The organism is Bacteroidota bacterium, assembly GCA_020161395.1.
GTDB lineage: Bacteria > Bacteroidota > Ignavibacteria > Ignavibacteriales > Ignavibacteriaceae > UTCHB3.
The window spans coordinates 1-26,738 of the sequence record JAIUOE010000012.1 but is presented as its reverse complement, the minus strand read 5'-3'; the positions used below and the strand labels follow the sequence as shown (position 1 = coordinate 26,738).

The following is a 26,738-nucleotide window of genomic DNA, read 5'->3' as shown; positions in this document are numbered from 1 at the left end:
CTCCTTTTGTTAGGTTGTTTATTTCGTGTTGTCTTAAATCGAACCTATGAGGGATTGAAATGCTTAAGCGAAGTGTATTCTCCCTTTCCGAACTTCGTCTTAAATCGAACCTATGAGGGATTGAAATTTTTTTGGTTTCCTTTTTATTTAACTTTCAATAAAGTCTTAAATCGAACCTATGAGGGATTGAAATAATTGGATTGAGCTTGAGGAAGGGGTAAAACTGAAAATCGTCTTAAATCGAACCTATGAGGGATTGAAATAGTATTTTAATGCCACGGAAACAAATGCAAGACGGGTCTTAAATCGAACCTATGAGGGATTGAAATAGCATTTCTTTAGTCTCGGCTTCGGATTCTTTTACCAAGTCTTAAATCGAACCTATGAGGGATTGAAATAACAAAGGTATTTCGTTTCAGAAAGTGCGATTTCAGCTCGTCTTAAATCGAACCTATGAGGGATTGAAATGACTTATCATAACGCCACCAATCCCAAAACTGCAAGTGGTCTTAAATCGAACCTATGAGGGATTGAAATGGAGAAGAGTTTTTCCAGCTCTGTCCGGGTTCCAGTCTTAAATCGAACCTATGAGGGATTGAAATGGGCTTTTACGCGTTTACGAGGCGTTTTAAGATGAGGGTCTTAAATCGAACCTATGAGGGATTGAAATAGATCAGGATAGTCGATACCCTTTGGATGGAGAAAGTCTTAAATCGAACCTATGAGGGATTGAAATGGTTGAATGAGTCTTTTGGTATGGAGATAGTGGTTTGGTCTTAAATCGAACCTATGAGGGATTGAAATTTAAAAAAATCCCGTATCGGTTCGATTGATTGGGGAGGTCTTAAATCGAACCTATGAGGGATTGAAATTGTGTAAAGGGATTTATTATAGATGCAGAAACAAAGTCTTAAATCGAACCTATGAGGGATTGAAATAGTGCGAAGCTCGATCCCATGCTTGAAGATACCAAGGTCTTAAATCGAACCTATGAGGGATTGAAATGATTACTTTCCCGTCTTCACGGAAGAGGAACTCGAAGTCTTAAATCGAACCTATGAGGGATTGAAATTGCGATTCGTCTTCCTGAGCTTTTCTGACCAGGATTGTCTTAAATCGAACCTATGAGGGATTGAAATAATCTGTATTGTTTTTATTTCGGGTGCCCGCTGCCAGTCTTAAATCGAACCTATGAGGGATTGAAATGGAGATGCAGACTAAAGGAGTCGAAATCGATCCGCAGGTCTTAAATCGAACCTATGAGGGATTGAAATCGCTAATACCATATCAACAACAGGCAAGAAAATCTATGTCTTAAATCGAACCTATGAGGGATTGAAATTTGTATTGTGGGTTTTCTGATCTACCATTTGTATTGTCTTAAATCGAACCTATGAGGGATTGAAATATTGTTACTGCAGAGGTACTCCGTAACCAAAATATATGTCTTAAATCGAACCTATGAGGGATTGAAATAATGATGGATCTGAATTAATTTCCACACTCATCTTGGTCTTAAATCGAACCTATGAGGGATTGAAATCTATTACTGGCATTTTGTTCCTTTTTTTAATGTGCACAGTCTTAAATCGAACCTATGAGGGATTGAAATATCATCCTGACAAAAATAAAGTCAGTGCCGGCAATAAGTCTTAAATCGAACCTATGAGGGATTGAAATGCAAGATGTTCGGATATGTCAATCCATGTCAGGGTGGTCTTAAATCGAACCTATGAGGGATTGAAATATGGTTGGCCCCAGGTATAAGATCGGTTGAGGGTTGAGTCTTAAATCGAACCTATGAGGGATTGAAATTGTTTCTCCATCAATTGTAAGGCCAATCAATAAAGAGGTCTTAAATCGAACCTATGAGGGATTGAAATTTTAAAAGTGAGCCATCCTCTGCATATCCCTTAAATAGTCTTAAATCGAACCTATGAGGGATTGAAATAACCATATCTTATTGAAGGGTTTGTTGTGACACCTTGTCTTAAATCGAACCTATGAGGGATTGAAATTTTTTGACTGGTTGACTACTAATGTCGGTGGAACGGGTCTTAAATCGAACCTATGAGGGATTGAAATACTTCTTTAGTGTCGTTAATAAATGTGTAGGTTACGTCTTAAATCGAACCTATGAGGGATTGAAATGATGTTAGCAATGAGACCCTTCAAAAATCATTAAAATGTCTTAAATCGAACCTATGAGGGATTGAAATCCATTTTTTATTGTACACCTGTGAACAGTATTATCGGTCTTAAATCGAACCTATGAGGGATTGAAATTTTTTATTTGGCAAAAATGTTACCTTTTGTTACTATTTGTCTTAAATCGAACCTATGAGGGATTGAAATATAATCGTATGCTTCCCAATTCCAAAGTATTTCTTTAGGTCTTAAATCGAACCTATGAGGGATTGAAATAAAATAAGCAAAAAAAACTAAAACGGGAGGTCGTCCTGTCTTAAATCGAACCTATGAGGGATTGAAATGCATATAAAAATAGGTGATCTGGTTATTTGTAAACTCGTCTTAAATCGAACCTATGAGGGATTGAAATCCAAGATATAAGATTGAGTTGCAATTTGCACCCATTGGTCTTAAATCGAACCTATGAGGGATTGAAATTAACGGCATTTGGGTAAACGGCAATGTGACATTATGGAGTCTTAAATCGAACCTATGAGGGATTGAAATCCACAACAGGGAAAAAAATATATGTTTATTCTGGCAGTCTTAAATCGAACCTATGAGGGATTGAAATATCGAGTTCCGCAAAGAATATAATTAATCGAGGTCAGTCTTAAATCGAACCTATGAGGGATTGAAATGGTGTTACCTGTCTGAAAGTTAGATCAGCCCCGCCGAGTCTTAAATCGAACCTATGAGGGATTGAAATGCTGTCAAAAAAGCCCGCTGTTTCGGTTCGGGTTTCGTCTTAAATCGAACCTATGAGGGATTGAAATGCGAGTTCCATTGTTTGCCGGTCATGGAACTTATTGCGTCTTAAATCGAACCTATGAGGGATTGAAATACTTTGTTACCTGTTTTGTTGGCTGCTATTTGGATCGGTCTTAAATCGAACCTATGAGGGATTGAAATCATTCAACACGGGTCAGGTTATCCGAATCCCTTGCAAGTCTTAAATCGAACCTATGAGGGATTGAAATCAGAGTTTGTCCAATTACCACCTTTTGCAATACAGAGTCTTAAATCGAACCTATGAGGGATTGAAATTATTACAAACGCTCCCACATCCCATATACCCGCCTGGTCTTAAATCGAACCTATGAGGGATTGAAATATGTTATCTGCGTACACCGTATTACCAATAATTTTCAGTCTTAAATCGAACCTATGAGGGATTGAAATAATTATCTAAAGAATGTTGCAAATATTATTAGTATATCGTCTTAAATCGAACCTATGAGGGATTGAAATAACTATATTATTAGAGTTGGAACTGAAACCACAGGAGGTCTTAAATCGAACCTATGAGGGATTGAAATTCATCTTTCCACTTCAGAAAGGCATCATCGACCTGGTCTTAAATCGAACCTATGAGGGATTGAAATAGCTGAGAAGAGATCACAGACTTTCGAAGGATCTTCCAGTCTTAAATCGAACCTATGAGGGATTGAAATTCTGTTTTATAACTCATTACAGTCACATTGCTTATTATGTCTTAAATCGAACCTATGAGGGATTGAAATTGGTTCAAGAACAGGTGATAGCCATCTGCTTTCCATCTGTCTTAAATCGAACCTATGAGGGATTGAAATATACATTCTGATTGTAATCCTCTGGCAGTTTGAAGTGTCTTAAATCGAACCTATGAGGGATTGAAATTCCCATTCGGTTTCCCAAAGCATCTCGTACTCGTCTTGTCTTAAATCGAACCTATGAGGGATTGAAATTCTCTTGTAACAGATAATGTAACACCGGCTGAATTGTCTTAAATCGAACCTATGAGGGATTGAAATGGAGTACCTTTTAATCTGATACCTTCTTTCGCATTTGGTCTTAAATCGAACCTATGAGGGATTGAAATCCTCCAAGGACCCATCCAAATTCTTGCCAAGACCGGGTCTTAAATCGAACCTATGAGGGATTGAAATGTCGCTGTGTTACCTGAAAAAGTGACAGGGTTTGTGGTCTTAAATCGAACCTATGAGGGATTGAAATAGTAATAAAGAAGCAGTAGAAGCCCCGCCACTTTGACCGGTCTTAAATCGAACCTATGAGGGATTGAAATATCTTAGTGCCGTTTACCGCATCGTTTGCGATTTTGGTCTTAAATCGAACCTATGAGGGATTGAAATACAATTATAGGTTTTACGATTGATGGGGAAACCCGGTCTTAAATCGAACCTATGAGGGATTGAAATACTATTTTCCCTGATGAAACCGAGTTTGATGCGAGCGTCTTAAATCGAACCTATGAGGGATTGAAATTCTGGTAAGGATCGAAACAAATGAAGCAAAGGCAGCGGTCTTAAATCGAACCTATGAGGGATTGAAATAATAAACTAATACCAAATCCCTGTCCACCAGCAAGTCGTCTTAAATCGAACCTATGAGGGATTGAAATATGCAAGATGTGCTGCATTGATGTTCTCTGCAGCTAGTCTTAAATCGAACCTATGAGGGATTGAAATGTTGCAACAACCGGTAGAAATCAGGCAGGCTCTGCGTCTTAAATCGAACCTATGAGGGATTGAAATTTATTACTTGAAAAAGGTGCAACAATAACTCATTGTACATTCAAGTCTTAAATCGAACCTATGAGGGATTGAAATTTAAGGCATTGCGATAATCTATCTCTGCCTGTACCTGGTCTTAAATCGAACCTATGAGGGATTGAAATTGCCTAAAGAGCCGTCTTTTACCATTTTCTTTAGCTCTTGTCTTAAATCGAACCTATGAGGGATTGAAATGGTACTCAGGCAGTTGTAGTTGCTTATAGTGGGATAAGTCTTAAATCGAACCTATGAGGGATTGAAATTTTATCAATTGCCTCGCCATATATATTAACATTCTGAGTCTTAAATCGAACCTATGAGGGATTGAAATTTTTTTTCTCCAAATAAAATAATATCCCAGGATAAAGTCTTAAATCGAACCTATGAGGGATTGAAATAAGACTGACCTTCTGAAAAAGAACTATGCACAGATCAAGTCTTAAATCGAACCTATGAGGGATTGAAATGCACATCCAAGTTCATGTAATACGCGGACGCACCAGTCTTAAATCGAACCTATGAGGGATTGAAATAGATGCTGAATGATCTCGATGAGCAAATAGCGATCGAGTCTTAAATCGAACCTATGAGGGATTGAAATCGGTTACCCGATTTACGAAAAGAAAAATTAAACAACAGTCTTAAATCGAACCTATGAGGGATTGAAATCCAAGAATTTCAGCGTAGCAACCGCCGTCTTTCACAAAGTCTTAAATCGAACCTATGAGGGATTGAAATCCTCCTTTTTTCTTTGCCATGACATTTCCGGCATAGTCTTAAATCGAACCTATGAGGGATTGAAATTTTGCCTGCTCATTCCCGAATGCCTTGGTATCGTAAGTCTTAAATCGAACCTATGAGGGATTGAAATGCATATATAGTATTGCCAATTATTTTTACATCGGGAGTCTTAAATCGAACCTATGAGGGATTGAAATCGATCGAAACATTTCTTGAAGAAAAGCTGTTGCAGGAGTCTTAAATCGAACCTATGAGGGATTGAAATAGATTCAGAATGTCAAAAGTGGAAGAAGGAAGGGGGTCTTAAATCGAACCTATGAGGGATTGAAATCTATTAATTTTGCAGGCAATACAGTTGATGCAAAACACGTCTTAAATCGAACCTATGAGGGATTGAAATAGGTATACGACCGGTACTTAAAGGAACTCCCGAAGTGTCTTAAATCGAACCTATGAGGGATTGAAATTTCTGGAAATGGAAGGCGAATAATGAAAGCTGTTTAGTCTTAAATCGAACCTATGAGGGATTGAAATAGAGTGAAGATGTCTCCAGACTGACAATTACCCAGCGTCTTAAATCGAACCTATGAGGGATTGAAATCCCTAAAAAGAATTTTCGAATAAAGGAGAATCACAAGTCTTAAATCGAACCTATGAGGGATTGAAATCCTGTGACGATAAACCAAATTACGACAAACGAACGAGTCTTAAATCGAACCTATGAGGGATTGAAATGTTTCTTTGGGAGGGACAAATCAGTTTGGGTTAGACTAGTCTTAAATCGAACCTATGAGGGATTGAAATGCAACAGGGATGGTTCCGGGCGTTCCTGCCTGTATAGTCTTAAATCGAACCTATGAGGGATTGAAATTTCTTACCGGTAACCCCGCAAACGACAGACAAGTAATGTCTTAAATCGAACCTATGAGGGATTGAAATGCCCTTCTCGACAGCCAAAGGGATAAAATTCAGTTTGGTCTTAAATCGAACCTATGAGGGATTGAAATACGAGTTTAGAATTTCTGTTTAGAAGATCAAGCGGGGGTCTTAAATCGAACCTATGAGGGATTGAAATACCCAATACAAGTTAATCAGTCTGTATTATCGAAATGTCTTAAATCGAACCTATGAGGGATTGAAATGGTCTGTTATATCTGACTTCTCACCAGGAGCCTTTAAGTCTTAAATCGAACCTATGAGGGATTGAAATGCTTCGGAATGTACTCTCTGTCTTTCTTTTTCGCCGTCTTAAATCGAACCTATGAGGGATTGAAATATAGTCTCTATCTTCGGGTCTTTTGGCTCTTTTGTCGAGTCTTAAATCGAACCTATGAGGGATTGAAATGGCAAAAAAGACACCTGCAAAAGTTGCGGGCAGGAGAGTCTTAAATCGAACCTATGAGGGATTGAAATAGAACAGATATTACATTCTAAAAATGCAGACTTTGAAAGTCTTAAATCGAACCTATGAGGGATTGAAATCTGTCAATAACCGCAATCTTAGAACCGAGACCGGTTGGTCTTAAATCGAACCTATGAGGGATTGAAATGATTTGGTTGTCTTTGAGATGGCAAGCAATGGCATCTGGTCTTAAATCGAACCTATGAGGGATTGAAATAAATTGAGAACGAATTTAGTGAATGTTCCTGCCGTGTCTTAAATCGAACCTATGAGGGATTGAAATTAAAGACGGATGGCAAAATAAAATTGAATCGGTTTTTGTCTTAAATCGAACCTATGAGGGATTGAAATCGGAAGTGATGGCGTAAATGTTCTCCGTAGGCATTATGTCTTAAATCGAACCTATGAGGGATTGAAATATCCTTACGGGTTACTCCCTTTTGTAGTGTTCCGCAGGTCTTAAATCGAACCTATGAGGGATTGAAATGCGTTAAGCTCTTGCATCTCCTTTGTGCTGTCGAAAGTCTTAAATCGAACCTATGAGGGATTGAAATTTGTAAACCCAAGCATACCAATAAGACCAATTACTCCTGTCTTAAATCGAACCTATGAGGGATTGAAATCACCTATAATCTGGAGCTGAAAAACGGCAAATACATCCGTCTTAAATCGAACCTATGAGGGATTGAAATGTAATTAACTTCCTTCGTGTTAATCAGCCAAAGACCCGTCTTAAATCGAACCTATGAGGGATTGAAATCCGAAAAGTTTGGAATGGCAACACTGTTAGGGAAACTGTCTTAAATCGAACCTATGAGGGATTGAAATGGGCAAAAAAAGGGGAGCCGATAGATATATATGATGAGTCTTAAATCGAACCTATGAGGGATTGAAATAGCCGATAGTCTTTTGAAATTAATAGCCATGTCCTCTTGTCTTAAATCGAACCTATGAGGGATTGAAATTAACTGAATAAGTCTTTTTCAGTTGCTGTTTTTTCAAGTCTTAAATCGAACCTATGAGGGATTGAAATCTCTATTAAAATTAACGCTTTAGGGAGCTTGTTAGGGTCTTAAATCGAACCTATGAGGGATTGAAATAATATGCAGAAATAAGTAAAGATATTTTTTTTCGGTTAGTCTTAAATCGAACCTATGAGGGATTGAAATTTTTTATACAAAGTAAAATTAAAAAATATCAGTAGGGTCTTAAATCGAACCTATGAGGGATTGAAATGGCACGGTGGAAAACACGGACAAAACAGGCGCAGGAGGTCTTAAATCGAACCTATGAGGGATTGAAATATTCCAAAAATGTTTATTTTGTCAGCCGGCAACTGTGTCTTAAATCGAACCTATGAGGGATTGAAATTTCTTTCCGGTACCTGTTCTCCTTCAACTCTCTTGGGTCTTAAATCGAACCTATGAGGGATTGAAATAAATATCTTACTGTGACACGCCAAACAGTAAACAATTGTCTTAAATCGAACCTATGAGGGATTGAAATGCAAGATGTTCGGATATGTCAATCCATGTCAGGGTGGTCTTAAATCGAACCTATGAGGGATTGAAATGGATCAAAACTCACCCATCTACACCTGCAACTTGGGGTCTTAAATCGAACCTATGAGGGATTGAAATACGAGGGAGAGCCAAGGAGAGGTGAGTATGATCTCGCGTCTTAAATCGAACCTATGAGGGATTGAAATGCCGTCTCTGTGGAAAAACGGAAAGTAACATTCTTGTCTTAAATCGAACCTATGAGGGATTGAAATTCTTTGAACCAGGCTCCGAAAGTGAGAGATCTGTCGTCTTAAATCGAACCTATGAGGGATTGAAATATAATGCTAACGGTCTGATCTCAAATACAGCTTTGTGTCTTAAATCGAACCTATGAGGGATTGAAATGCAAATACAACCTGCAGAACAAATTTAAATAGCTCAGGTCTTAAATCGAACCTATGAGGGATTGAAATTCTTCTACCGCCTGATACATCCAGAAGGGACGGGGTCTTAAATCGAACCTATGAGGGATTGAAATAAGGAGGAAAAAGGAAGATGAACTGGAAGAACTTAAGTCTTAAATCGAACCTATGAGGGATTGAAATGCTCTTCCTGCTCTTGATTTAAGCCCTGTGGCGGTGTGTCTTAAATCGAACCTATGAGGGATTGAAATGTTTCGAAAACGGGCGCAGATTCTTCTCCCGGATTTGTCTTAAATCGAACCTATGAGGGATTGAAATATGTAATTGGCGCAAAGAAAGCGCTCAAGAAATCGAGTCTTAAATCGAACCTATGAGGGATTGAAATCCAGTATTAATACAAGTTTGCAACTCTCTATAAGAACGTCTTAAATCGAACCTATGAGGGATTGAAATAGATTGGTGTTTGCCCGGGCAGAGGCCGATATATTCCAGGTCTTAAATCGAACCTATGAGGGATTGAAATAGGTACATATTCAACAACTGAAAGTGGTAGTACATCGGTCTTAAATCGAACCTATGAGGGATTGAAATTCTTTTTCATAGACCTTTTCCATAAAACGATAACTGAGTCTTAAATCGAACCTATGAGGGATTGAAATACGGATTACCGGTACTGTTGTTCACCGGGTTTCCATGTCTTAAATCGAACCTATGAGGGATTGAAATTTAATTCGTTTGGTCTCGGTGTCCCGGGTCTTCTCCACGTCTTAAATCGAACCTATGAGGGATTGAAATACCTTGAAACCCGAACCATAACATTTACGGACGATAAGTCTTAAATCGAACCTATGAGGGATTGAAATTCCTTTGTTATCGTGGTGTCAAAACGGGAAGAATCCTTGTCTTAAATCGAACCTATGAGGGATTGAAATATTGCAGGATAGGTTGTGCCTGCCACTCTGATCGAAGGTCTTAAATCGAACCTATGAGGGATTGAAATACTGGATAAACCCAAAAACCAACACCAGCACAAAAGGTCTTAAATCGAACCTATGAGGGATTGAAATCAAAGAAGCAAGGTGAGGTCGAGGGTCAGTTAAAGGTCTTAAATCGAACCTATGAGGGATTGAAATTGTTTCTTCTCTCTCCTGAATTCCTTTGCCTGCGGGGTCTTAAATCGAACCTATGAGGGATTGAAATATCTTTACCTCCTCGAAGAAACTTGAGAGCCACTTTGTCTTAAATCGAACCTATGAGGGATTGAAATAAGTAAACAGGTAGAGAAATGGAAGCAAATATCCAAAGGGTCTTAAATCGAACCTATGAGGGATTGAAATAATCCATTGCAGAATTGCAAAGACCCGCAAGAAAGAAGTCTTAAATCGAACCTATGAGGGATTGAAATCTAACTGCCGTTTTAAAGAAGCCTGCTGTTTCATGTAGTCTTAAATCGAACCTATGAGGGATTGAAATACTCGTAACCCGTAATAATTCTGTATGCCTTACATCCGTCTTAAATCGAACCTATGAGGGATTGAAATGCATCCTCTGCCAGATTCATTCCAATTCCGGTTGCATGGTCTTAAATCGAACCTATGAGGGATTGAAATTTAAAAACAAAATAAACACCGTTCAAGGCTTTCCAGGTCTTAAATCGAACCTATGAGGGATTGAAATATTTTTCAATTTTTAATTTACGATATGCAATATCACTGTCTTAAATCGAACCTATGAGGGATTCAAAAGCAAAGCACAAAATCTTTCCAAATATCGTCACAAGGGCTTTTGGGGGATTGGCTGTCGGATGTTTCTACGAACATGTCACTCGCCCAGGCGAGTTTTCCGGGATTTCTTGGAGGTATTTTTGGTTGGGGTTGCCAAGTTTCTACCCACATTTCGCCGCAAGGGCTCTTTTTTAGCAGCTCATAGATCATAGTTCAAAGTTAATAGCTAAAAATATGTCGCCACAAGGGCTTTTGGGGGATTGGCTGTCGGATGTTTCTACGAACATGTCACTCGCCCAGGCGAGTTTTCCGGGATTTCTTGGAGGTATTTTTGTTTGGGGTTGCCAAGTTTCTACCCACATTTCGCCGCAAGGGCTCTTTTTTAGCAGCTCATAGATCATAGTTCAAAGTTGATAGCTAAAAATATGTCGCCGCAAGGGCCCTTTTAGAGTTGGGTGTCGGAATTTATCTATGAACATGCCACTCGCCCGGGCGAGTTTCCCCATAAATTGAATTTGGCGGTGGGACAATCGAGGACGATTGTCTCTCCTTTTCCAAGAATGAAATTTTGCTATGTTATTTTATTGATTTTACCCGAATTTAGCCTCAAATCAAAGCAAATCGAAAAAAAATAAATCCTGATACCTAATACCTAAATTCTCAGGTTTTTTGTTTTTTCTTTTTGGCTGCGGGGAAGAGGATATTGTTCAGAATGAGGCGGTAGCCCGGGGAGTTTTTGAAGAGGTTGAGGTCGGTCGGAGGATCTGAGACGGCGTGCTGGTAGTCTTCGGGGTCGTGACCGCCGTAGAAGGTGAAGAAGCCTCTGCCGAAAGTGCCGTGGAGGTATTTGAGCTGGTCGGTATCTTTTCTTTCACCGAGGACGATGATCGATTTTTTCACACGGTTTCTTCTGAACATGGTGGTTTGTCCCATAAATCCTTTGACCACATTCGTGTGGCACTGCGTTAGCATTGTGGGAATGGGGTCGTATTTAGCGGAGAACTCGAACAGGGTGAAATAGTCATTTCCGAAGTCGAGAATCTCGGTTGGCTGGATGTCAATGTCGCTGTACTCGTAAACATACGGATTTTGTTCAAGAATAAAATCTGTGAATGCGAGTGTGGTGCTGTAGTTGAGTTTCGATTGTGCCTGGGGGTCTGCAGCGTCTCCGTCGAACATTTGAGCGGCGATGTCAGTACCCTCGGCGGAGAGTGCGATATCGTAGGAATCGGTCGCTGAACACATTGCAAAGAGGAACCCTCCTGAAGCCACAAAACTTTTTATCCCTTTGGCGACATCGAGCATCATTTTTGAGACCTTGCCATAGCCCAGTCTTTTGGCATCGGCTTCATATCTTCTTTGGGTTTCGATGTACCAGGGAGCATTTGCGTAGCTGGCGTAAAATTTACCGTACTGTCCCGTAAAATCTTCATGGTGGAGGTGGAGCCAGTCATATTTTGAGAGGTCACCCTTTAAAATCTCCTCATTCCAGAATTTGTCGTAGGGGATACCCGAGTATTCGAGTGCGAGGGTAACGGCATCGTCCCAGGGATGGAAGCCGGGAGGTACATAAACCGCCACTTTGGGCGCCTTTTCCATTCTTACGACATCCATGTTCTGGTCTTCCTGCTGCACAAACGAGTAAATTTCGACTGCGGCACCGGGATCAAGCACTTCAAAAGCCACACCCTGCAGACGGCAGTCGAGCAGCACTTCATCAGATTTATCGATCGCAAAGGAACCACCCCGGTAGTTGAGTAGCCAGTCGGCAGTATAACCTTTGGCAAGTGCACGATAAGTAACTCCGTATGCTTTCAGATGGTCGGTCTGGGCGAGATCCATGGGGATGAGAATCTTGCTTTGGGGAAGTGTATTCGCCCAAAGCAAGAGGATAAAAAACAGAAACGGGAAACGCCTTGACATTATCAGGCTGATTTCTTTTCTCTTTCGAGGTAAATTGGTTCAGCACCATCCATCACCACATCGCGGGTGATGATGCATCTGCCGATTTCCTTTTTTTCGGGGAGGTCGAACATGATATCAACCATAAACTCTTCGACGATTGAGCGGAGGGCACGGGCGCCTGTTTTTCTCTCGATTGCCTTTTGGACAATTGCGTCAATAGCGAACGGATCGAATTCAAGTTCCACATCTTCGAGGGCAAAAATCTTTTTATACTGCTTCAGAATGGCATTTTTCGGTTCGAGCAGTATGCTCGAGAGAGCCTCTTTACTCAATGAGTGAAGTGGGGCGAGAACGGGAATTCTTCCGATAAGTTCGGGGATAAGTCCGAACCGCAGCAGGTCCTCGGGTTTTACCATGCCGATCAGGTCATCGTCGGAGAGGTGATCTGTGCTGATGGCGTCGGCACCAAATCCCATTTTGCTCTGGTTTATTCTGTTCGAGATAATCTTTTCAATTCCCTCGAAAGCACCGCCAACGATAAAAAGGATGTTTTTTGTGTTTACATAAATAAGGCTTTGTTCGGGGTGTTTTCTTCCGCCTTTTGGAGGGACACCGGCAACAGTTCCTTCGAGAATTTTAAGAAGTGCCTGCTGTACACCTTCGCCCGACACATCACGGGTTATGGATGAACCTTCGCTTTTGCGGGCAATTTTGTCGATTTCATCGATGTAAACTATGCCACGCTGTGCTTTTTCGAGATTGTAGTCGGAAGCCTGAAGGAGGTGGACGAGCACAGTCTCGACATCATCACCGACATATCCTGCCTCGGTTATGGTGGTTGCATCCGCAATTGCAAAAGGGACATCGAGGATTTTTGAGAGTGTTTTTGCGAGCAGGGTTTTGCCTGTCCCTGTAGGTCCGATGAGCATAATGTTGCTTTTTTCTATTTCGACATCGCTCAGGGTCATGAATGAATCCATCTGATTCACTCTTTTATAATGGTTGTAGACGGCGACGGCGAGAGTTTTCTTGGCTCTTTCCTGACCGATTACATGTTCACCGAGTGTGTCGAAGATGAATCTCGGGGTGACATCCATCGATTTTTTTTGTTTCGGTCTAACAGCGCTGATATTTGAGCGGAGAATTTCGACGCTGCTTTCAACGCAAACTTCGCAAATGTAAACATCGGGACCGGCAATAAGGCTGACTTCGCCTGAGTCTCTTCCGCAGAAAGAGCACCTGGCATTTTTTTCTGAAAGTCTTTTGGACATATTTTCTCAGTTGGTTTTAATTGACAAGATAGTTTCCCTGGCTTTATCGTACAAGATGGACTTTGGGAAGTTTATGAGGATTTGTTCATAAGCTGCGATAGCTTTTGGGATATCCTTTTTACCAAAATTATAAATTTCTCCCTGTAAAAATAACGATTTATCCGCATATATGTTCATTGGATCCTTGACGGATTGATTGATGACAGATATGGCGTCATCGTAACGGTCGAGAGAGGCTGCAAGTTCCGCAGTGCGAAAAACAGCAACAGATGCGACGATTTTTGAATTGGCGGCTGCAAGACCGGAGAAAATCTTATAAGCTTCCTCAAGATTTCCCTTCATGATCTCCTCTTCCCCTTTTGCGAAAGCTATTAAGGAGAGTGAGTCTGCCATGTTTTTATTGAGGAGAGGGGAAAGTTCGAGGGCGTCGTTCGCAAGATTATCCGAGGGCACGCTTAAAATTTCGGCAAGAAGTGAAGTGGTGGCAGGGATATCATTCTTAAAAAGACTGCACATCATCAGATTGAATTTTGCCCTGTTTTTTACATCGGGATCGGTAGTGAAAGAGGTGATTGCCGCCTTGAATGCGTGTTCAGCCTGTGCGGGTTCACCTTTTCTGATGGCAATCAGTCCCTTATATAACCTGCAATTTGCTGTAAACTGTGAGTTTGGTCTCTCTTCAATCAGCTTATCGAAGAATGATTCAGCTTCGTCATAATCCTTCAACTTGAACCAGAGATAGCCGGTTCTGAAGATGGCTTCGGAGGCTGTTTCAGAATTTTTGAATGTGGAAATTATTTCGCTGTATTTACCGATTACCTTTTCATATTCACTTTTTGGAGGCAGAATTTCCCTGTCGTACGGTTTCCATTCCGGGTTCAACTCAAGGTATTTCAGATTTAGAAGTTCCTCGAGAGCTTTCACGAGATTCAGATTGATGACGGGTTTATCGGGTCTTCCGGGGTATTTTTCGAGAAGTGTCGAATAGGCAGTAACTGCCGAGGGGTAGTCACCCGCATAAAAGGACTCCTCACCGAGTTTGAAGAGGGAGACTCCGTTTTCCCTGCCAAAAGATTCGAGTTTCAGGGCAGTTTGAAGCCCTTTTTCGAACATTCTTTGGTCGATATAGAGAGAGAAGAGGACGCGGAGAGCAGCCTCACCCGGGTCGTCAACTTTCTCGAAAGCTTTGATATATTCCTTAACAGCATCGGGGTTATTGGAGGTGGCTTTAATTCTTCCTTCAATTTGGCCCGCCTGCCCCGGTTCGAGTTGGAGCAATTCAACATATGCTTCTGCAGCTTTGTCGAACTGCATTACATACCCGTAGAGATAACCGAGGTCGAGGAGGAAGTAAATTGGTTTGCCCGACACTTCCTTCCCTTTTTCGAGGAGGGAGATCGCTGTTTCGAAGCCCTTCACTTCAATGGCGGAGTAGGCGAGTATTTTGGTGTAATTTATATCGTAACCGGCATTTTTGAGGAATCCATGCCACAGGTCAAGAGCATCTTTCTCTTTGCCGGAGAGGAAGAGGGTTTTCCCTGTGAGGTTCACACCGTTGATGTCACCAGGGGAGCGTTCGTTCCATTTGTTTAGCCAGGTGAGGGACTCGTCAAACTGCTTCAGACGGTTGCAGACTCTGACTACCGACTCGAGCAACATGTAATCACCGGGATTCACTTTATAGAGATCAAGATATATGGTTTTTGCTTTTTCGAACTGGTTCAACTGCTCAAACTGCTGGGCGAGCATAATTTTATTGCCAATATCACCCGGCTGGGCAAAAATCGTGATAGCAAAAAGGGTAAGAATGATCAGGAGACGCAAAAAATTCCCGTTAATTAATGGATTCTTTAAATATTAGACAACAAACAGAGCAAAATGGTTTCCTAATCGAGGAAATGGTGAAGCGCCTCTATTAGTTTGTCAAGGTCGCCGAGTGTGTTATAGCCGTTGATCGAAACCCTGATGAATCTTTCACCATTATGGCTGAATACAGGAATCTCGATATTGAACTCATCGTAAAGCTTTTGCTTCAGGTCTTCGGGGGCTGATTTCGGAAGTTTTACCGAAGCCATTTGTTTGATAAGTGAACTGTCTGAGGGATAAATGCTCTCCATCCCTTTAATCTGCTCCATTCTTTCCTTCGTTTCGAGGACGAGTTTGTGGCATTTAAGAGAGATTTGTTCCCAGTCGTGAAACTTCATAAATTTGATTGCGGCAGGAACTGCGAGGAACCCGGAGATGTCGCGGGTGCCCTGATATTCGAACTCGTCGATGAACCGGGAAGAAGTCGGTTCTTTGTGAGTCATTCCCCAGCTTATTACCGATGGAACGAGAAGGTGTTGCATATCCTTTCTCGCATAGAGGAAAGCGGTTCCCTTGGGAGCCATCATCCATTTGTGGCAGTTGCCGGTGTAAAAATCAGGATCAATTTCGCTTATATTCACAGGTATTTGTCCGGGAGCATGCGCGGCATCTATAACCGTATAAATATTTTTCCCGCGGAGTGCATCCACAATCTCTTTTACGGGAAAAATAAGAGCGGTCGCCGAGGTAATGTGGCTGATGAATACAACTTTTGTTGCGGGTGTAACAGCCGAAAGCATTGCGTCACGAATTTCTGAACTTTTTGTTACAGGAAGAGGGATTGTGGCTTTCACGAGTTTTGAACCCGTTTCTTCACATCTGAATTTCCACATCTTTTCGAGGGCACCGTATTCCTGATCGCTGATCAACACTTCATCACCCGGTTTAAGGGGGAGCGACCTTGCGACCGAATTTACTCCGGTGGTCGCATTTGAAACATATACGATGTCATCTTTTTCACATCCCAGATAACCGGCGAGGCAGCCTCTGGCTGAGGAAAGAAGCTCGTCGTGCCTTCTGTCCATGAACTCGACGGGTTGTTGCTCGAGTTCTATTTGTCTCGTCTGGTATTCCTTCATAACGGGCATGGGACAAGCACCGAAGGAACCATGGTTGAGAAATATGACATTTTCGCGTAAAAAGAAGATGGACTTCATTATTTTTGTTGTTCCTGTATTATTATATTCTGATCCAAACAGCAAAGATACGAAATGGAGATGAAATGCCGGAGTTTTTAGACTTCAGTGTGGCTGACAAAAATCTTTTTTTATACATTGGCATACTGGCTGTCGCAATAATCGCATGGTCGATTCTGCAGGCAGTTGCAATTAAAGTGGTGAGCAAACTTGTCAGAAAGACAGCGACAAAGTTTGACGATGTTATACTGAACAAAAAATTTGTCCGCCGGGCAATCTTTATTCTTCCCACAATAGTGGCGAACAGGTTTGCCTACCTGCTTGGCGGAAATACAGCCGAAGTAAAAACTTTCCTCTATGTCTGGTATTCGATACTTGCCACACTGATCGTGTTTTCTGCGATTGATGCACTGATTGAAATTTACGAGAAAAATGAAAATCTGAACAGAAAACCAGTGAAGGGGTATCTCCAGATTATCAAGATAGTGATTGGATTTTGGGCATTGGTGGTGATTGCCGGTATTTTCACGGACCAGAGCCCCTGGTCGATTCTTACCGGACTGAGTGCTCTGACTGCCATCCTGATGCTGGTATTCAGGGATACAATTCTTTCATTTATTGTTAATATTCAGATAAACTCCTATGATCTGGTGGAAAAAGGGGACTGGATAGAGGTGCCGGCATTTGGTGCGGATGGCTCGGTAACCGACATTTCGCTCCATACAATAAAGGTTCAAAACGGCGACAACACCATCTCCATTATTCCGACCTACAAACTTATGGAAGTGGGATACAAAAACTGGAGACGGATACAGGAATTGAACGCCCGCCGGATCAAGAGATCTCTGATAATAGATGTCTCATCGGTGAGGGGTGTTGATACGGAAATACTCGCTTCACTCAACGAAAAAGAGGGAATTAAACCATTTCTCGACGAGTTTTTGATGAGTGACGCATATCTGGGCTCGAAGGAGATAGATGTTACCAATCTTATGCTGTTCAGAAACTACATCAGGTGGTTCCTGCTCCGTCAGGAAAAAATAAGGGGTGATCTGAATATCTCTGCCAGACTTCTTCAGCCCGTGGAATCGGGAATTCCTTTGGAGATATATGCATTCACATCAGAGACCACATTTCTGAAATACGAGGATTTTCAGGCACAGATTTTGGAACACATTATAGCTTCATCGCACTATTTTAAGATAGTTCTCTATCAGAGGCAATCTGGGAGCTTTTAAAGTAAAAAAAAATTCGTAAATTGTAACCTGTTGGAATCTCTTTTTCAGCAAGTGGATTAATCAGTCAATAATCGTTCAATAACAAAGATCGAATGCGTAAATCACTCTTTTTCCTTCTGCTTCTCACGGTTTTCTTCGCCGGGTGTGAGGAAGAGCCACCGGTGCTTCCGGGTTTGAAATTCAGCAGTCTTACTGTTGTTTCACAACCTCAGGGTGCTGTTGTCTTCTTCAACAACAAAAATACGGGGAAAACCACGCCAACTGTACTTGAAGGGCTCGAGCCGGGATTCTATAAAATTGATCTGAAGTTGAGCAAATATGTGGACACCACTTTCTATACGCTTGTTGCCCGTGACCAGCAGGATACAATGGCTTTGGAGATGAAAGAAAATCCCGCCGACTGGTGGCAAAACTGGAACTCTTCCAATTCACCACTGCCGATGAACACAATCAATAAAATTCTGATTGATTATCAGGACAACAAATGGCTCGCTACCAACGGGAAGGGACTTGTAAAGTATGACGGGCAGGCTTGGACCATCTTCGATCGCTCCAACTCCGGGATACCCGACAATTACATTCTAGATTTTGTGATCGAGAAGCAAAACAGAATCTGGGTAGCCACTACAGAGGGCTTCGGCAGATACGACAATGGTGTATGGACTGTTTTTAACAAAGCGAACAGCAACCTTCCTGATAACTACATCAACTCGGTAGATATTGATATCTACGGAAATGTCTGGCTCGGCACATATACTGCCGGTCTCGTGAAGTTTGACGGAGTATCATTCAAAGTTTATAATTCAGGCAACAGCGGACTGCCAACCAACAGGATTAATGCTGTTAAATCCGATGGTGTTGGAAATGTTTTCTGTGGTACCCACGGCGAGGGAATAGCCCTATTGTCGCAGGCGACTGGCAACTGGACAATTTACAACACAGTTACCTCGAACATTCCCGGTCAGTTCGTAAACAGAATAGTAATCGATCAGAAAGGTGACCTTTGGATCGGGTACATTGGAGCAGTCTCCCCGGTAGGTGTTTCATCATTCAACGGTAAGTATTTCACGAATTACACTCCCGGAAATTCGGGAATAACCGGTTCGATCGTCTCCGGTATAGCAGTTTCAAATCTCGGAAATGTATGGGTTTCAACAGCCGATGCAGGAGTTTTCTTCCTCACTCACGGTAAATTCAAACGATATACCACCGCAAACTCGGGGATAAAAGACAATTCTGCCCTCTCCATCGCAATCGACAGAAATGAAAACAAGTGGATCGGCGCAGGTGGACTTAACTTTTATGTTGGAGGGAAGGAATAGTAGTTATTAGTTTTGAATTATGAGTTATTAATTAAAAAGCCCCGGCATTTCTGACGGGGCTTAATTATTTCAGCAGTTACTGATGACTTTAATCAAAAACTCATAACTAATAAGTCATAAGTCATAACTAATTATCAGTTTTGTTCTTTCACAACAAAGACTTTGATCTTTGCGGTTACGGATGAGTGAAGTTTCACGGGTACATCGTAGATGCCGAGAGCTTTGATAGGTTCGTGGAGTTCGATTGATCTTTTGTCGAGGTCGAATCCTTTTTCTTTCAAACCGTCAGCAATCATCTGTGAAGTAACGGATCCGAAGAGTTTGTCTTCTTCGCCGGCTTGAACGGTGAGTTCAATTTTCACATTTTCGATGGCAGTAGCGAGCTGTGTAGCAGCGGCAACTTCTTTTTCTCTTCTCTTAACAATAAGTTTTTTCTCATCTTCAATTGCTCTAAGGTTGCCTTTGAGGGCAGCGTAGGCATATTTTTTTGGGATGAGGTAGTTGAGAGCGTAGCCTTCGTTTACATCGATGGTATCGCCAACCTTTCCAAGAGAATCGATATTTTGTCTTAATATTACTTTCATGATCACTTCTCCTGTTGGTTATTTCAAAGAATCAGCGACATAAGGCAGAATTGCCATGTGTCTTGCTCTTTTGATAGCAGTTGTTAATTGGCGGTGATATTTAGCGCATGTACCGGTGATTCGTTTAGGGATAATTTTTCCCTGTTCGGTAACGAATTTCTGGAGGAGTTTTACATCTTTGTAATCGATGTATTTGATGCCCATCTGAGTAAATCTGCAGACTTTGTTGGGCTTCAACATACGCATTTTGTTTCTGTTGTTGCTAAAGTTATTGTTGTTGTTATGTATCATAATTACTCTTTAATAAGTTTAGATTCTTCTTGAGTAAGGAACTTGTCGAAAGAATCGGATGTGTAACCGGCAGAGTCGTCGTCATAATCAGAAATGGCTTCTTCATAGACCTCTTCACCGGTCGGTTTAAATCGTTTATTAAGGAATTGAATCCGTCTTGCTTTGATTTCAACGATACTGCGGCTGCTGCCATCTTCACCTCTCCAGGTTCTGGATTGCAGTTCACCATCGACGAGTACGGCTGATCCCTTTCTTACACGCTCACGGCAACTTTCAGCCAGTTTGTTCCAAGCGACAATTCCAACGAAACAGACATCTTCCTGCCACTGGCTTCCGGAATCCTTAAATTTTCTGTTGGATGCGATGGTAAAATTGACTACAGGTGTACCATTGGTAGTGTGCCTGTAAACAGGGTCTTTTGTTAAATTACCGGCAATAACCACATAGTTAATTTCCGGCATCTTCAACTCAGCCATAATTAATCTCCTCTGTTCATATCTACTTCGACTGTTCGCCGGTATCGTCTGTCTTCTCTGCTACAACTTCTTCTGCTGCTTCAATAACGGGAGTTTCGACGACTGGTTCAGCCACCGGCTCCTCTACAACCGCAACGGGTTCAGCTTCAACTTCGACCTCTGCTTCATCAGCTTCGGTTTCAATTACATCTGCTTCATCATCAGCCACCACTTCAAATTCGACTGCTTCAAGTTCAGCAGCTTCAGCTTCGGTTTTTCTGTTTGCAAAATATTCGAGAGCCTCTTTTTCGAGTCTGATGGTAAGGAACCTTACAACAGCCTCATCAATTTTAAGAAGTCTTTCGAATTCTGCGATGAGATCCACGGGTGCTTCGAACCTGTAGATAACATAGTAGCCAATTCTGTTTTTGTTGATAGTGTAAGCAAGTCTTTTCCTGCCCCACTTTTCAGTTTCCGATATAACGCCACCACCATCGGTGATTATACCGCTGATCTTCACCAATTCGGCTTCGATCTGTTCGTCATCCAAAGCCGCATTAATAATTACGGCTGTTTCATAGTGATTTCTTCTCAAGAATCCTCCCTATGGGCAATGACCCGGTTTTGGGAAACCGGGTAGGGTTAATAAATAAATGAACAATAAAAAAATTATTTGATTACCTTAATCAATGGTGCGATAACCAAAGCCACAACCGACATCAATTTGATGAGGATGTTGAGTGACGGACCGGAGGTATCCTTGAACGGATCGCCAACAGTGTCGCCAACAACAGCGGCTTTATGCGGATCAGAACCTTTGTAATACATTTGACCGTTGTATTCAACGCCTTCTTCAAACATTTTCTTTGCGTTATCCCATGCTCCACCTGCGTTCGACTGGAAAATTGCCATCAGAACGCCTGTTACCGTTACACCTGCAAGCAAGCCACCGAGCATTTCGGGACCGCCAAGGAAGCCGGTAAGCACCGGAACAATAACTGCGAGCAGGCTTGGTAGTACCATCTGTTTGATGGCGGAAGCTGTTGAAATCTCAACGCATTTTCCGTACTCTGCCTTCCCCTCTGCCGAGTCAAAAGTATCCTGGTCAGCCTTCGACCATGTGTCTCTTTCTTTTCCGTCGTTTTTACGCATCACATTAAGTGCGGCTTTCAACTCGGGAATCGAAGCAAACTGTCTTCTTACCTCTTCGATCATCGACATGGCAGCCTTACCAACCGCCATCATAGCCATAGCCGAGAAGAGGAATGGAACAGCACCGCCGAGGAACAGGCCTGCGATAACCTTTGCCTTCGAAATATCAATTACCTTCAAATCTGCAGCGGTCATAAAAGCACCAAACAAAGCCAGAGCTGTAAGTGCTGCAGAACCGATTGCAAAACCTTTACCGATTGCTGCTGTGGTGTTACCTACAGCATCAAGTTTATCGGTTCTTTCTCTCACTTCCTTTGGCAGATCAGCCATTTGTGCGATACCGCCTGCGTTATCGGAAATCGGACCGTAAGCATCGACAGCGAGCTGGATTCCAAGATTGGAGAGCATACCCACAGCTGAAATTGCGATACCATAAAGGCCCGCGAGTTCGAAAGAAACCACAATAGCAAAAGCTATGATGATAATCGGGATTGCTGTTGACATCATACCGGTACTAAGTCCGGCTATAATGTTGGTTGCAGTTCCTGTCATCGACTGACGGACAATATTCATAACAGGACCTTTACCGGTACCTGTGTAATATTCGGTTACAAGTCCGATCAAAAGTCCGGAAACAAGACCGATAACAGTCGCAATGAATACTCCGTTGGAAGTGTATTCCCTTACCTGACCGTAGAGGGGGTCGTTATAAGACCATGAACCCGGCAGCATATACTGGATCAGGAACCAAAGACCGATTATTGTAAAGAACGAAGATAAAAATTCACCCGTGTTAAGAGCTTTTTGAGGGTTTCCGCCCTCTTTTACCTTAACAAAATAGGTACCAATGATTGACATCACAATTCCGAGGGCGGCAATTGCCAAAGGCAAAAGCACTGCACCAAGTCCCCCAAAATGTTCAGAAAAAGTCTGAACCGGGATAAAAGCGGCGCCGAGAACCATGGTTCCCACTATAGCACCGACATAACTTTCAAAAAGATCTGCACCCATACCGGCGACATCACCGACATTATCACCGACATTGTCAGCAATAGTAGCGGGGTTAAGCGGATGATCTTCAGGGATACCTGCTTCCACTTTCCCGACAAGGTCAGCGCCGACATCGGCTGCTTTAGTGTAGATTCCACCGCCGACTCTTGCGAAAAGGGCAATCGAAGAGGCGCCGAACGAAAATCCCGTGATAACAGTAATTACTTTACTTACAGCGTTTGCGAGATTTGCCTTGTCAGCAAAAACATCCTGTGGCAGCCATAACTGCGAGTAGATGGCTAAAAGCAAACCAAGACCCAAAACGCCAAGACCCACAACACCCAGCCCCATGACAGAGCCTCCGGTGAAAGCGATGTTTAGTGCTGCACCGAGACTTTTCCGTGCTGCATTAGTTGTTCTTACATTTGCTTTTGTAGCGGCTCTCATGCCAATAAAGCCTGCAAGTGCCGAGCAAAAAGCTCCCAAAACGAAAGAAACAGCAACCAGCGGATGCGAGTCTTCTTTCATATTGGCGGTTACAGCCAGCAGGACAGCTACAATAGCAACAAAAATTGCCAGTACTCTGTACTCCGCCTTCAGGAAAGCCATCGCACCTTCTGCTATGTATCCTGAAATGCGGCTCATCTTTTCAGTGCCCACTTCCTGTTTGGATATCCAGTTTGCCTTCATATAAGTGAAGAGCAGACTTAAAATACCAAAGAGGGGCAAAATATAGATGATATATTTTTCCATTTAATCTCCCGGATTAATTATTCGCCGTTTGTTTTTTTATTTATCGTTTTACTGTTGGCATCGAGAAGCCCTTTTACTCCCGAAGCAACGAAACTGTTCATTAACACAAAACAACTTTCCATAATGCCTGACAGAAGTTCTTCCTCCTCTTTGGTAAAAGGTTCAAGAACGAAATCTGCCATTTCACCGGGGCGGAAGGAGTTACCAATACCGATCCGGATTCGCGGGAAGTTGTCGTTTTCGATGGCATAAATAATTGAGCTGATACCATTATGACCCCCATCGCCGCCATTTTTTTTGACTTTGAAGGTGCCGGGCATCAGATTGATCTCATCATGGACAACGAGCAGTTCCTCAGGAGAGGCGCCATACTCGTCGAGTACACTTTTAACGGCGTTACCGCTTAAATTTACATAAGTAACAGGCTTAACCAGCAGAAAGGGGTTCCCGTTAATGGAGCCCCGTGCCTGGTAATAATCATGTTTAGAGGGAGAAAACTTTAAAGAATGCAAAGTTGCGAACGAGTCAAGAAAGATAAAACCCGCGTTATGCCGGGTTTTCTCATATCTTTTGCCGGGATTCCCCAGCCCAACAATGATCTTCAAAGTTATTCGTCGTCTTTATCCTTGCCTCTCGAGATAACCTCGGGCTCTTTCATTTCTTCTTCAGTCTCTACAGGAATTTCAACACCGCGAGGAATGGTAATGGTGCAAAGCACTGTTTCAGCAGGGTGAAGAATTGTAATATTTTCCACATTCAATTTGCCGACATTAAAGCTGTGTCCGAGTTTCAATGGTGAAATGTCCACAATAAATGCGTTTGGCAGATCTTTTGGCAGGCACTGAATGGTAAGCTTGTGAAGATTGATCTGGAGCTGACCGCCCTGAATGACGCCGATGGAGTTTCCTTCATATTTAACAGGAACATCGATAGTAACTTTTTCACCTTTGGTGAGACCGTACATGTCGAAGTGGATGATTCTGTCGGTAACAGGGTCAACCTGCACATCTTTAAGCACGCACTGCTGAGTTTCCTTCCCTTCAATCTCGAGATTGATAAGGTAGCTTTTAGAAGTGAAGTAGATTTGTTTTATGGAATTTTCAAGTGCTTCTATTGCAACAGGCTCTGTCTTGTTAGCGTAGAAGATGCCCGGTACTTTAGCTTGGCTCTTTAATTGATTCCTTCCTGATTTTCCGAAAAGTGTCCTTACAGACGCGTTTACAACCTTTGTTTCCATTTGTTTCTCCGTTAAGGCAACTATCCCTTATCCTTGTCGAATAAAGAACTGATTGACTCGTGTTTGTTGATTCTTAATATAGCCTCACCAAAAATGGCTGAAGCGCTAAGTACCTGAATTTTGTTTCCTAATTTTTCGATTTTGTCCTCTCCGAGTGGGATAGTATCGAGGACAAATATTTTTTCAATATCTGATTCCAGAATTCTGTCGCACGCCGGACCCGAAAGCACGGGATGTGTAACAGAGGCATAAATTTTGTTTGCACCTCTTTTTTTGAGAGATTCAACGGTTCCCTTGAATGTTCCTGCGGTATCGATGAGATCATCTACGATGAGGACATCCTTACCTTCGACATCACCGATGATATGTGCAATCTCGGCGACATTCTGAGTGGGTCGGCGTTTATCGCTCACCACAAGGGATGCGTCAAGCTTGTTGGCATAGGCTCTTGCCATTTTTATACCACCAACATCTGGCGAAATTACGGCAAGATTACTGCTGAGATGCTTTAGCTCGTTATAAAATACAATTGAACCATAAAGGTGATCGAAGGGGATATCAAAGAATCCCTGGATCTGAGGGGTATGCAAATCCATTGTGATCACACGGTCGGCACCTGCAGAAGTAATCAGGTTTGCAACGAGTTTGGCAGTAATTGCCACTCTCGGCTGATCTTTTCTGTCTTGCCGGGCATATCCAAAATATGGAATTATAGCCGTGATCCGCTTAGCGGAAGCCCTTTTGGCTGCATCAAGCATTATGAGCAGCTCCATCAAATTTTCAGCAGGGGGGTTGGTTGACTGGACGAGGTAAACATCGCTTCCGCGAACATTTTCACCGTATTTCACCCAGATCTCGCCATCGCTGAACTTTTTGATCTCCAATGCCCCAAGCCGTTTATCGACATCCAAACGCCTGCCCATATAGTTTACAATTTTTTCGGCAAGCGGACGATTTGATCTTCCTGAGAAGACCTTAATTTCGGAATCCATGGTGTTCCAAAAATTTAAAGAAATATAGCTTACAAATATAGGGAATAGAGATCAGGAAATCAAGAAAATTATTTATGATTAAAGCCTATAGGAATAAATAGTGGCAAAGATGAAAAAGGTTTAGTTTTGGAATCGAAAAAAATAAAGTCCGGGAAGGAGCAGCGAATTTTTTGCCTGACTTGTGTCCCACTAATTTTTCAGGTGAACCGATTCATTAAAAAGACTGCCCCTTTCGTGACAGCCTCTTGAATTCAATCTTCAGATGTTCAAACATCAAACTTCTGACTTCAAACTTCAGTCCGCCGCGGCGGATCAGCCTTCTGCCCTCAGCCTTATTTCAACAGCAAAGCCTTCATCGTTTTGGAATATGTTGTTTTGCTCTCAAGCGATTGGGCTTGAAGCCTGAATATATAAACACCCGATGAGTGAGAGATCCCACTGAATTTCTTCTCATACAGACCCTTTTCCATCTCGCCCGTGGCAAGTTCTGCAACATTCTGGCCCGTGATGCTGTAAACTGTTAGCATTAAACTGCTCTTCTCCTTAAGTGAGAATTTAATAACCGTTTCAGGGTTAAATGGATTTGGGAAGTTGTTGTACAGGTTGTACTCGTAAACCACCGTTTCCGGCTTGTTCCCACCGGGGTGTTGTTTCACCATGGGTTTGTTTGTAAGGTTACCTTCCGGCAGTTCGCTGAACAACAGGTTTGCCATCTTCGTGTATTCCGATCCGGGATGGTTCCCGTTCAGGTATGCAAGCAGTGGTGCCACCTTGCCGGCTGTATCTATCACTCCGCCGGGGTTGTACTTCTCCTCAAGAAGATTGTTGTAGATCGTCATAACCAGTTCACTGTTATCCCCGGCTCCGTTCATCTTGTTGTTCCCAACATTCAGGATTTCCTGTTTGTATGTAGCCATGTTTTCCGTGTCAATGTTCATTAAGAGCATTGTGGTTGCTTTAAAGAGATTTCCGGTCTGCCTGATCCTTAAGAGACCGGTTATCAAATCCTGAAT

At 42.2% G+C, this 26,738-nt stretch carries 15 protein-coding genes and 1 CRISPR repeat array (1 of these 16 running past the window's edge); of the genes, 2 read left to right on the top strand and 13 right to left on the bottom strand.

Annotated elements, in window-relative coordinates:
• Nucleotides 1-10,554: direct repeats of the CRISPR family, unit length 31 nt; unit sequence GTCTTAAATCGAACCTATGAGGGATTGAAAT; it reaches 4,480 nt to the left of the window's first position.
• A gap of 639 nt (nt 10,555-11,193) precedes the next feature.
• The 4 genes from LCH52_14880 to LCH52_14865 form a co-directional block, all read right to left on the bottom strand.
• The gene (locus LCH52_14880) at nt 11,194-12,456 is read right to left on the bottom strand and encodes an asparagine synthetase B (GenBank protein MCA0389770.1); all 1,263 of its coding nucleotides are present in this window, start codon (nt 12,454-12,456) and stop codon (nt 11,194-11,196) included.
• A gap of 2 nt (nt 12,457-12,458) precedes the next feature.
• Nucleotides 12,459-13,709, bottom strand: a complete 1,251-nt coding sequence (clpX, locus tag LCH52_14875; GenBank protein MCA0389769.1) for an ATP-dependent Clp protease ATP-binding subunit ClpX — start codon at nt 13,707-13,709, stop codon at nt 12,459-12,461.
• Between the two features lie 6 nt (nt 13,710-13,715).
• Nucleotides 13,716-15,533, bottom strand: a complete 1,818-nt coding sequence (locus LCH52_14870) for a tetratricopeptide repeat protein (protein ID MCA0389768.1) — start codon at nt 15,531-15,533, stop codon at nt 13,716-13,718.
• A gap of 62 nt (nt 15,534-15,595) precedes the next feature.
• Entirely contained in the window at nt 15,596-16,732 is a 1,137-nt protein-coding gene (locus tag LCH52_14865; protein MCA0389767.1) for an aminotransferase class V-fold PLP-dependent enzyme, read from the bottom strand.
• 65 nt (nt 16,733-16,797) lie between these two features.
• Between LCH52_14865 and LCH52_14860 the strand changes: the two genes are divergently transcribed.
• Together LCH52_14860 and LCH52_14855 are read left to right on the top strand one after the other, a co-directional pair.
• Nucleotides 16,798-17,949, top strand: a complete 1,152-nt coding sequence (locus tag LCH52_14860; GenBank protein ID MCA0389766.1) for a mechanosensitive ion channel family protein — start codon at nt 16,798-16,800, stop codon at nt 17,947-17,949.
• Nucleotides 17,950-18,041: 92 nt separating this feature from the next.
• Nucleotides 18,042-19,271, top strand: coding sequence for a PEGA domain-containing protein (locus tag LCH52_14855; GenBank protein ID MCA0389765.1), 1,230 nt, complete (start codon nt 18,042-18,044; stop codon nt 19,269-19,271).
• 134 nt (nt 19,272-19,405) lie between these two features.
• On the opposite strand, the gene rplI is transcribed toward LCH52_14855, so the two are convergent.
• The 9 genes from rplI to LCH52_14810 form a co-directional block, all read right to left on the bottom strand.
• Entirely contained in the window at nt 19,406-19,855 is a 450-nt protein-coding gene (rplI, locus tag LCH52_14850) for a 50S ribosomal protein L9 (protein MCA0389764.1), read from the bottom strand.
• Between the two features lie 18 nt (nt 19,856-19,873).
• Nucleotides 19,874-20,101, bottom strand: a complete 228-nt coding sequence (rpsR, locus tag LCH52_14845) for a 30S ribosomal protein S18 (GenBank protein MCA0389763.1) — start codon at nt 20,099-20,101, stop codon at nt 19,874-19,876.
• Nucleotides 20,102-20,148: 47 nt separating this feature from the next.
• A complete protein-coding gene (gene ssb, locus LCH52_14840; protein ID MCA0389762.1) occupies nt 20,149-20,622 on the bottom strand; it encodes a single-stranded DNA-binding protein in 474 nt (157 codons plus the stop codon).
• 22 nt (nt 20,623-20,644) lie between these two features.
• A complete protein-coding gene (gene rpsF / locus LCH52_14835; protein ID MCA0389761.1) occupies nt 20,645-21,196 on the bottom strand; it encodes a 30S ribosomal protein S6 in 552 nt (183 codons plus the stop codon).
• A gap of 74 nt (nt 21,197-21,270) precedes the next feature.
• Nucleotides 21,271-23,496, bottom strand: coding sequence for a sodium-translocating pyrophosphatase (locus tag LCH52_14830; GenBank protein ID MCA0389760.1), 2,226 nt, complete (start codon nt 23,494-23,496; stop codon nt 21,271-21,273).
• Nucleotides 23,497-23,513: 17 nt separating this feature from the next.
• Nucleotides 23,514-24,101 (bottom strand): aminoacyl-tRNA hydrolase, encoded by a 588-nt coding sequence (gene pth, locus LCH52_14825; GenBank protein ID MCA0389759.1) that lies wholly within the window; start codon nt 24,099-24,101, stop codon nt 23,514-23,516.
• Nucleotides 24,102-24,103: 2 nt separating this feature from the next.
• On the bottom strand, nt 24,104-24,733 hold the full coding sequence (locus tag LCH52_14820; protein MCA0389758.1) for a 50S ribosomal protein L25: 630 nt from the start codon (nt 24,731-24,733) through the stop codon (nt 24,104-24,106).
• Between the two features lie 20 nt (nt 24,734-24,753).
• Nucleotides 24,754-25,725 (bottom strand): ribose-phosphate pyrophosphokinase, encoded by a 972-nt coding sequence (locus LCH52_14815; protein ID MCA0389757.1) that lies wholly within the window; start codon nt 25,723-25,725, stop codon nt 24,754-24,756.
• Nucleotides 25,726-26,057: 332 nt separating this feature from the next.
• On the bottom strand, nt 26,058-26,738 hold a 681-nt coding region (locus LCH52_14810; protein MCA0389756.1), incomplete at its 5' end, for a T9SS type A sorting domain-containing protein.

Bases quoted from the DNA above. Each gene is read 5' to 3' on its own strand.
- LCH52_14880 (MCA0389770.1), bottom strand. From the start codon at position 12,456: ATGTCAAGGCGTTTCCCGTTTCTGTTTTTTATCCTCTTGCTTTGGGCG.
- clpX (MCA0389769.1), bottom strand. From the start codon at position 13,709: ATGTCCAAAAGACTTTCAGAAAAAAATGCCAGGTGCTCTTTCTGCGGA.
- LCH52_14865 (MCA0389767.1), bottom strand. From the start codon at position 16,732: ATGAAGTCCATCTTCTTTTTACGCGAAAATGTCATATTTCTCAACCAT.
- LCH52_14860 (MCA0389766.1), top strand. From the start codon at position 16,798: ATGCCGGAGTTTTTAGACTTCAGTGTGGCTGACAAAAATCTTTTTTTA.
- LCH52_14855 (MCA0389765.1), top strand. From the start codon at position 18,042: ATGCGTAAATCACTCTTTTTCCTTCTGCTTCTCACGGTTTTCTTCGCC.
- rplI (MCA0389764.1), bottom strand. From the start codon at position 19,855: ATGAAAGTAATATTAAGACAAAATATCGATTCTCTTGGAAAGGTTGGC.
- rpsR (MCA0389763.1), bottom strand. From the start codon at position 20,101: ATGCGTATGTTGAAGCCCAACAAAGTCTGCAGATTTACTCAGATGGGC.
- ssb (MCA0389762.1), bottom strand. From the start codon at position 20,622: ATGGCTGAGTTGAAGATGCCGGAAATTAACTATGTGGTTATTGCCGGT.
- LCH52_14830 (MCA0389760.1), bottom strand. From the start codon at position 23,496: ATGGAAAAATATATCATCTATATTTTGCCCCTCTTTGGTATTTTAAGT.
- LCH52_14820 (MCA0389758.1), bottom strand. From the start codon at position 24,733: ATGGAAACAAAGGTTGTAAACGCGTCTGTAAGGACACTTTTCGGAAAA.
- LCH52_14815 (MCA0389757.1), bottom strand. From the start codon at position 25,725: ATGGATTCCGAAATTAAGGTCTTCTCAGGAAGATCAAATCGTCCGCTT.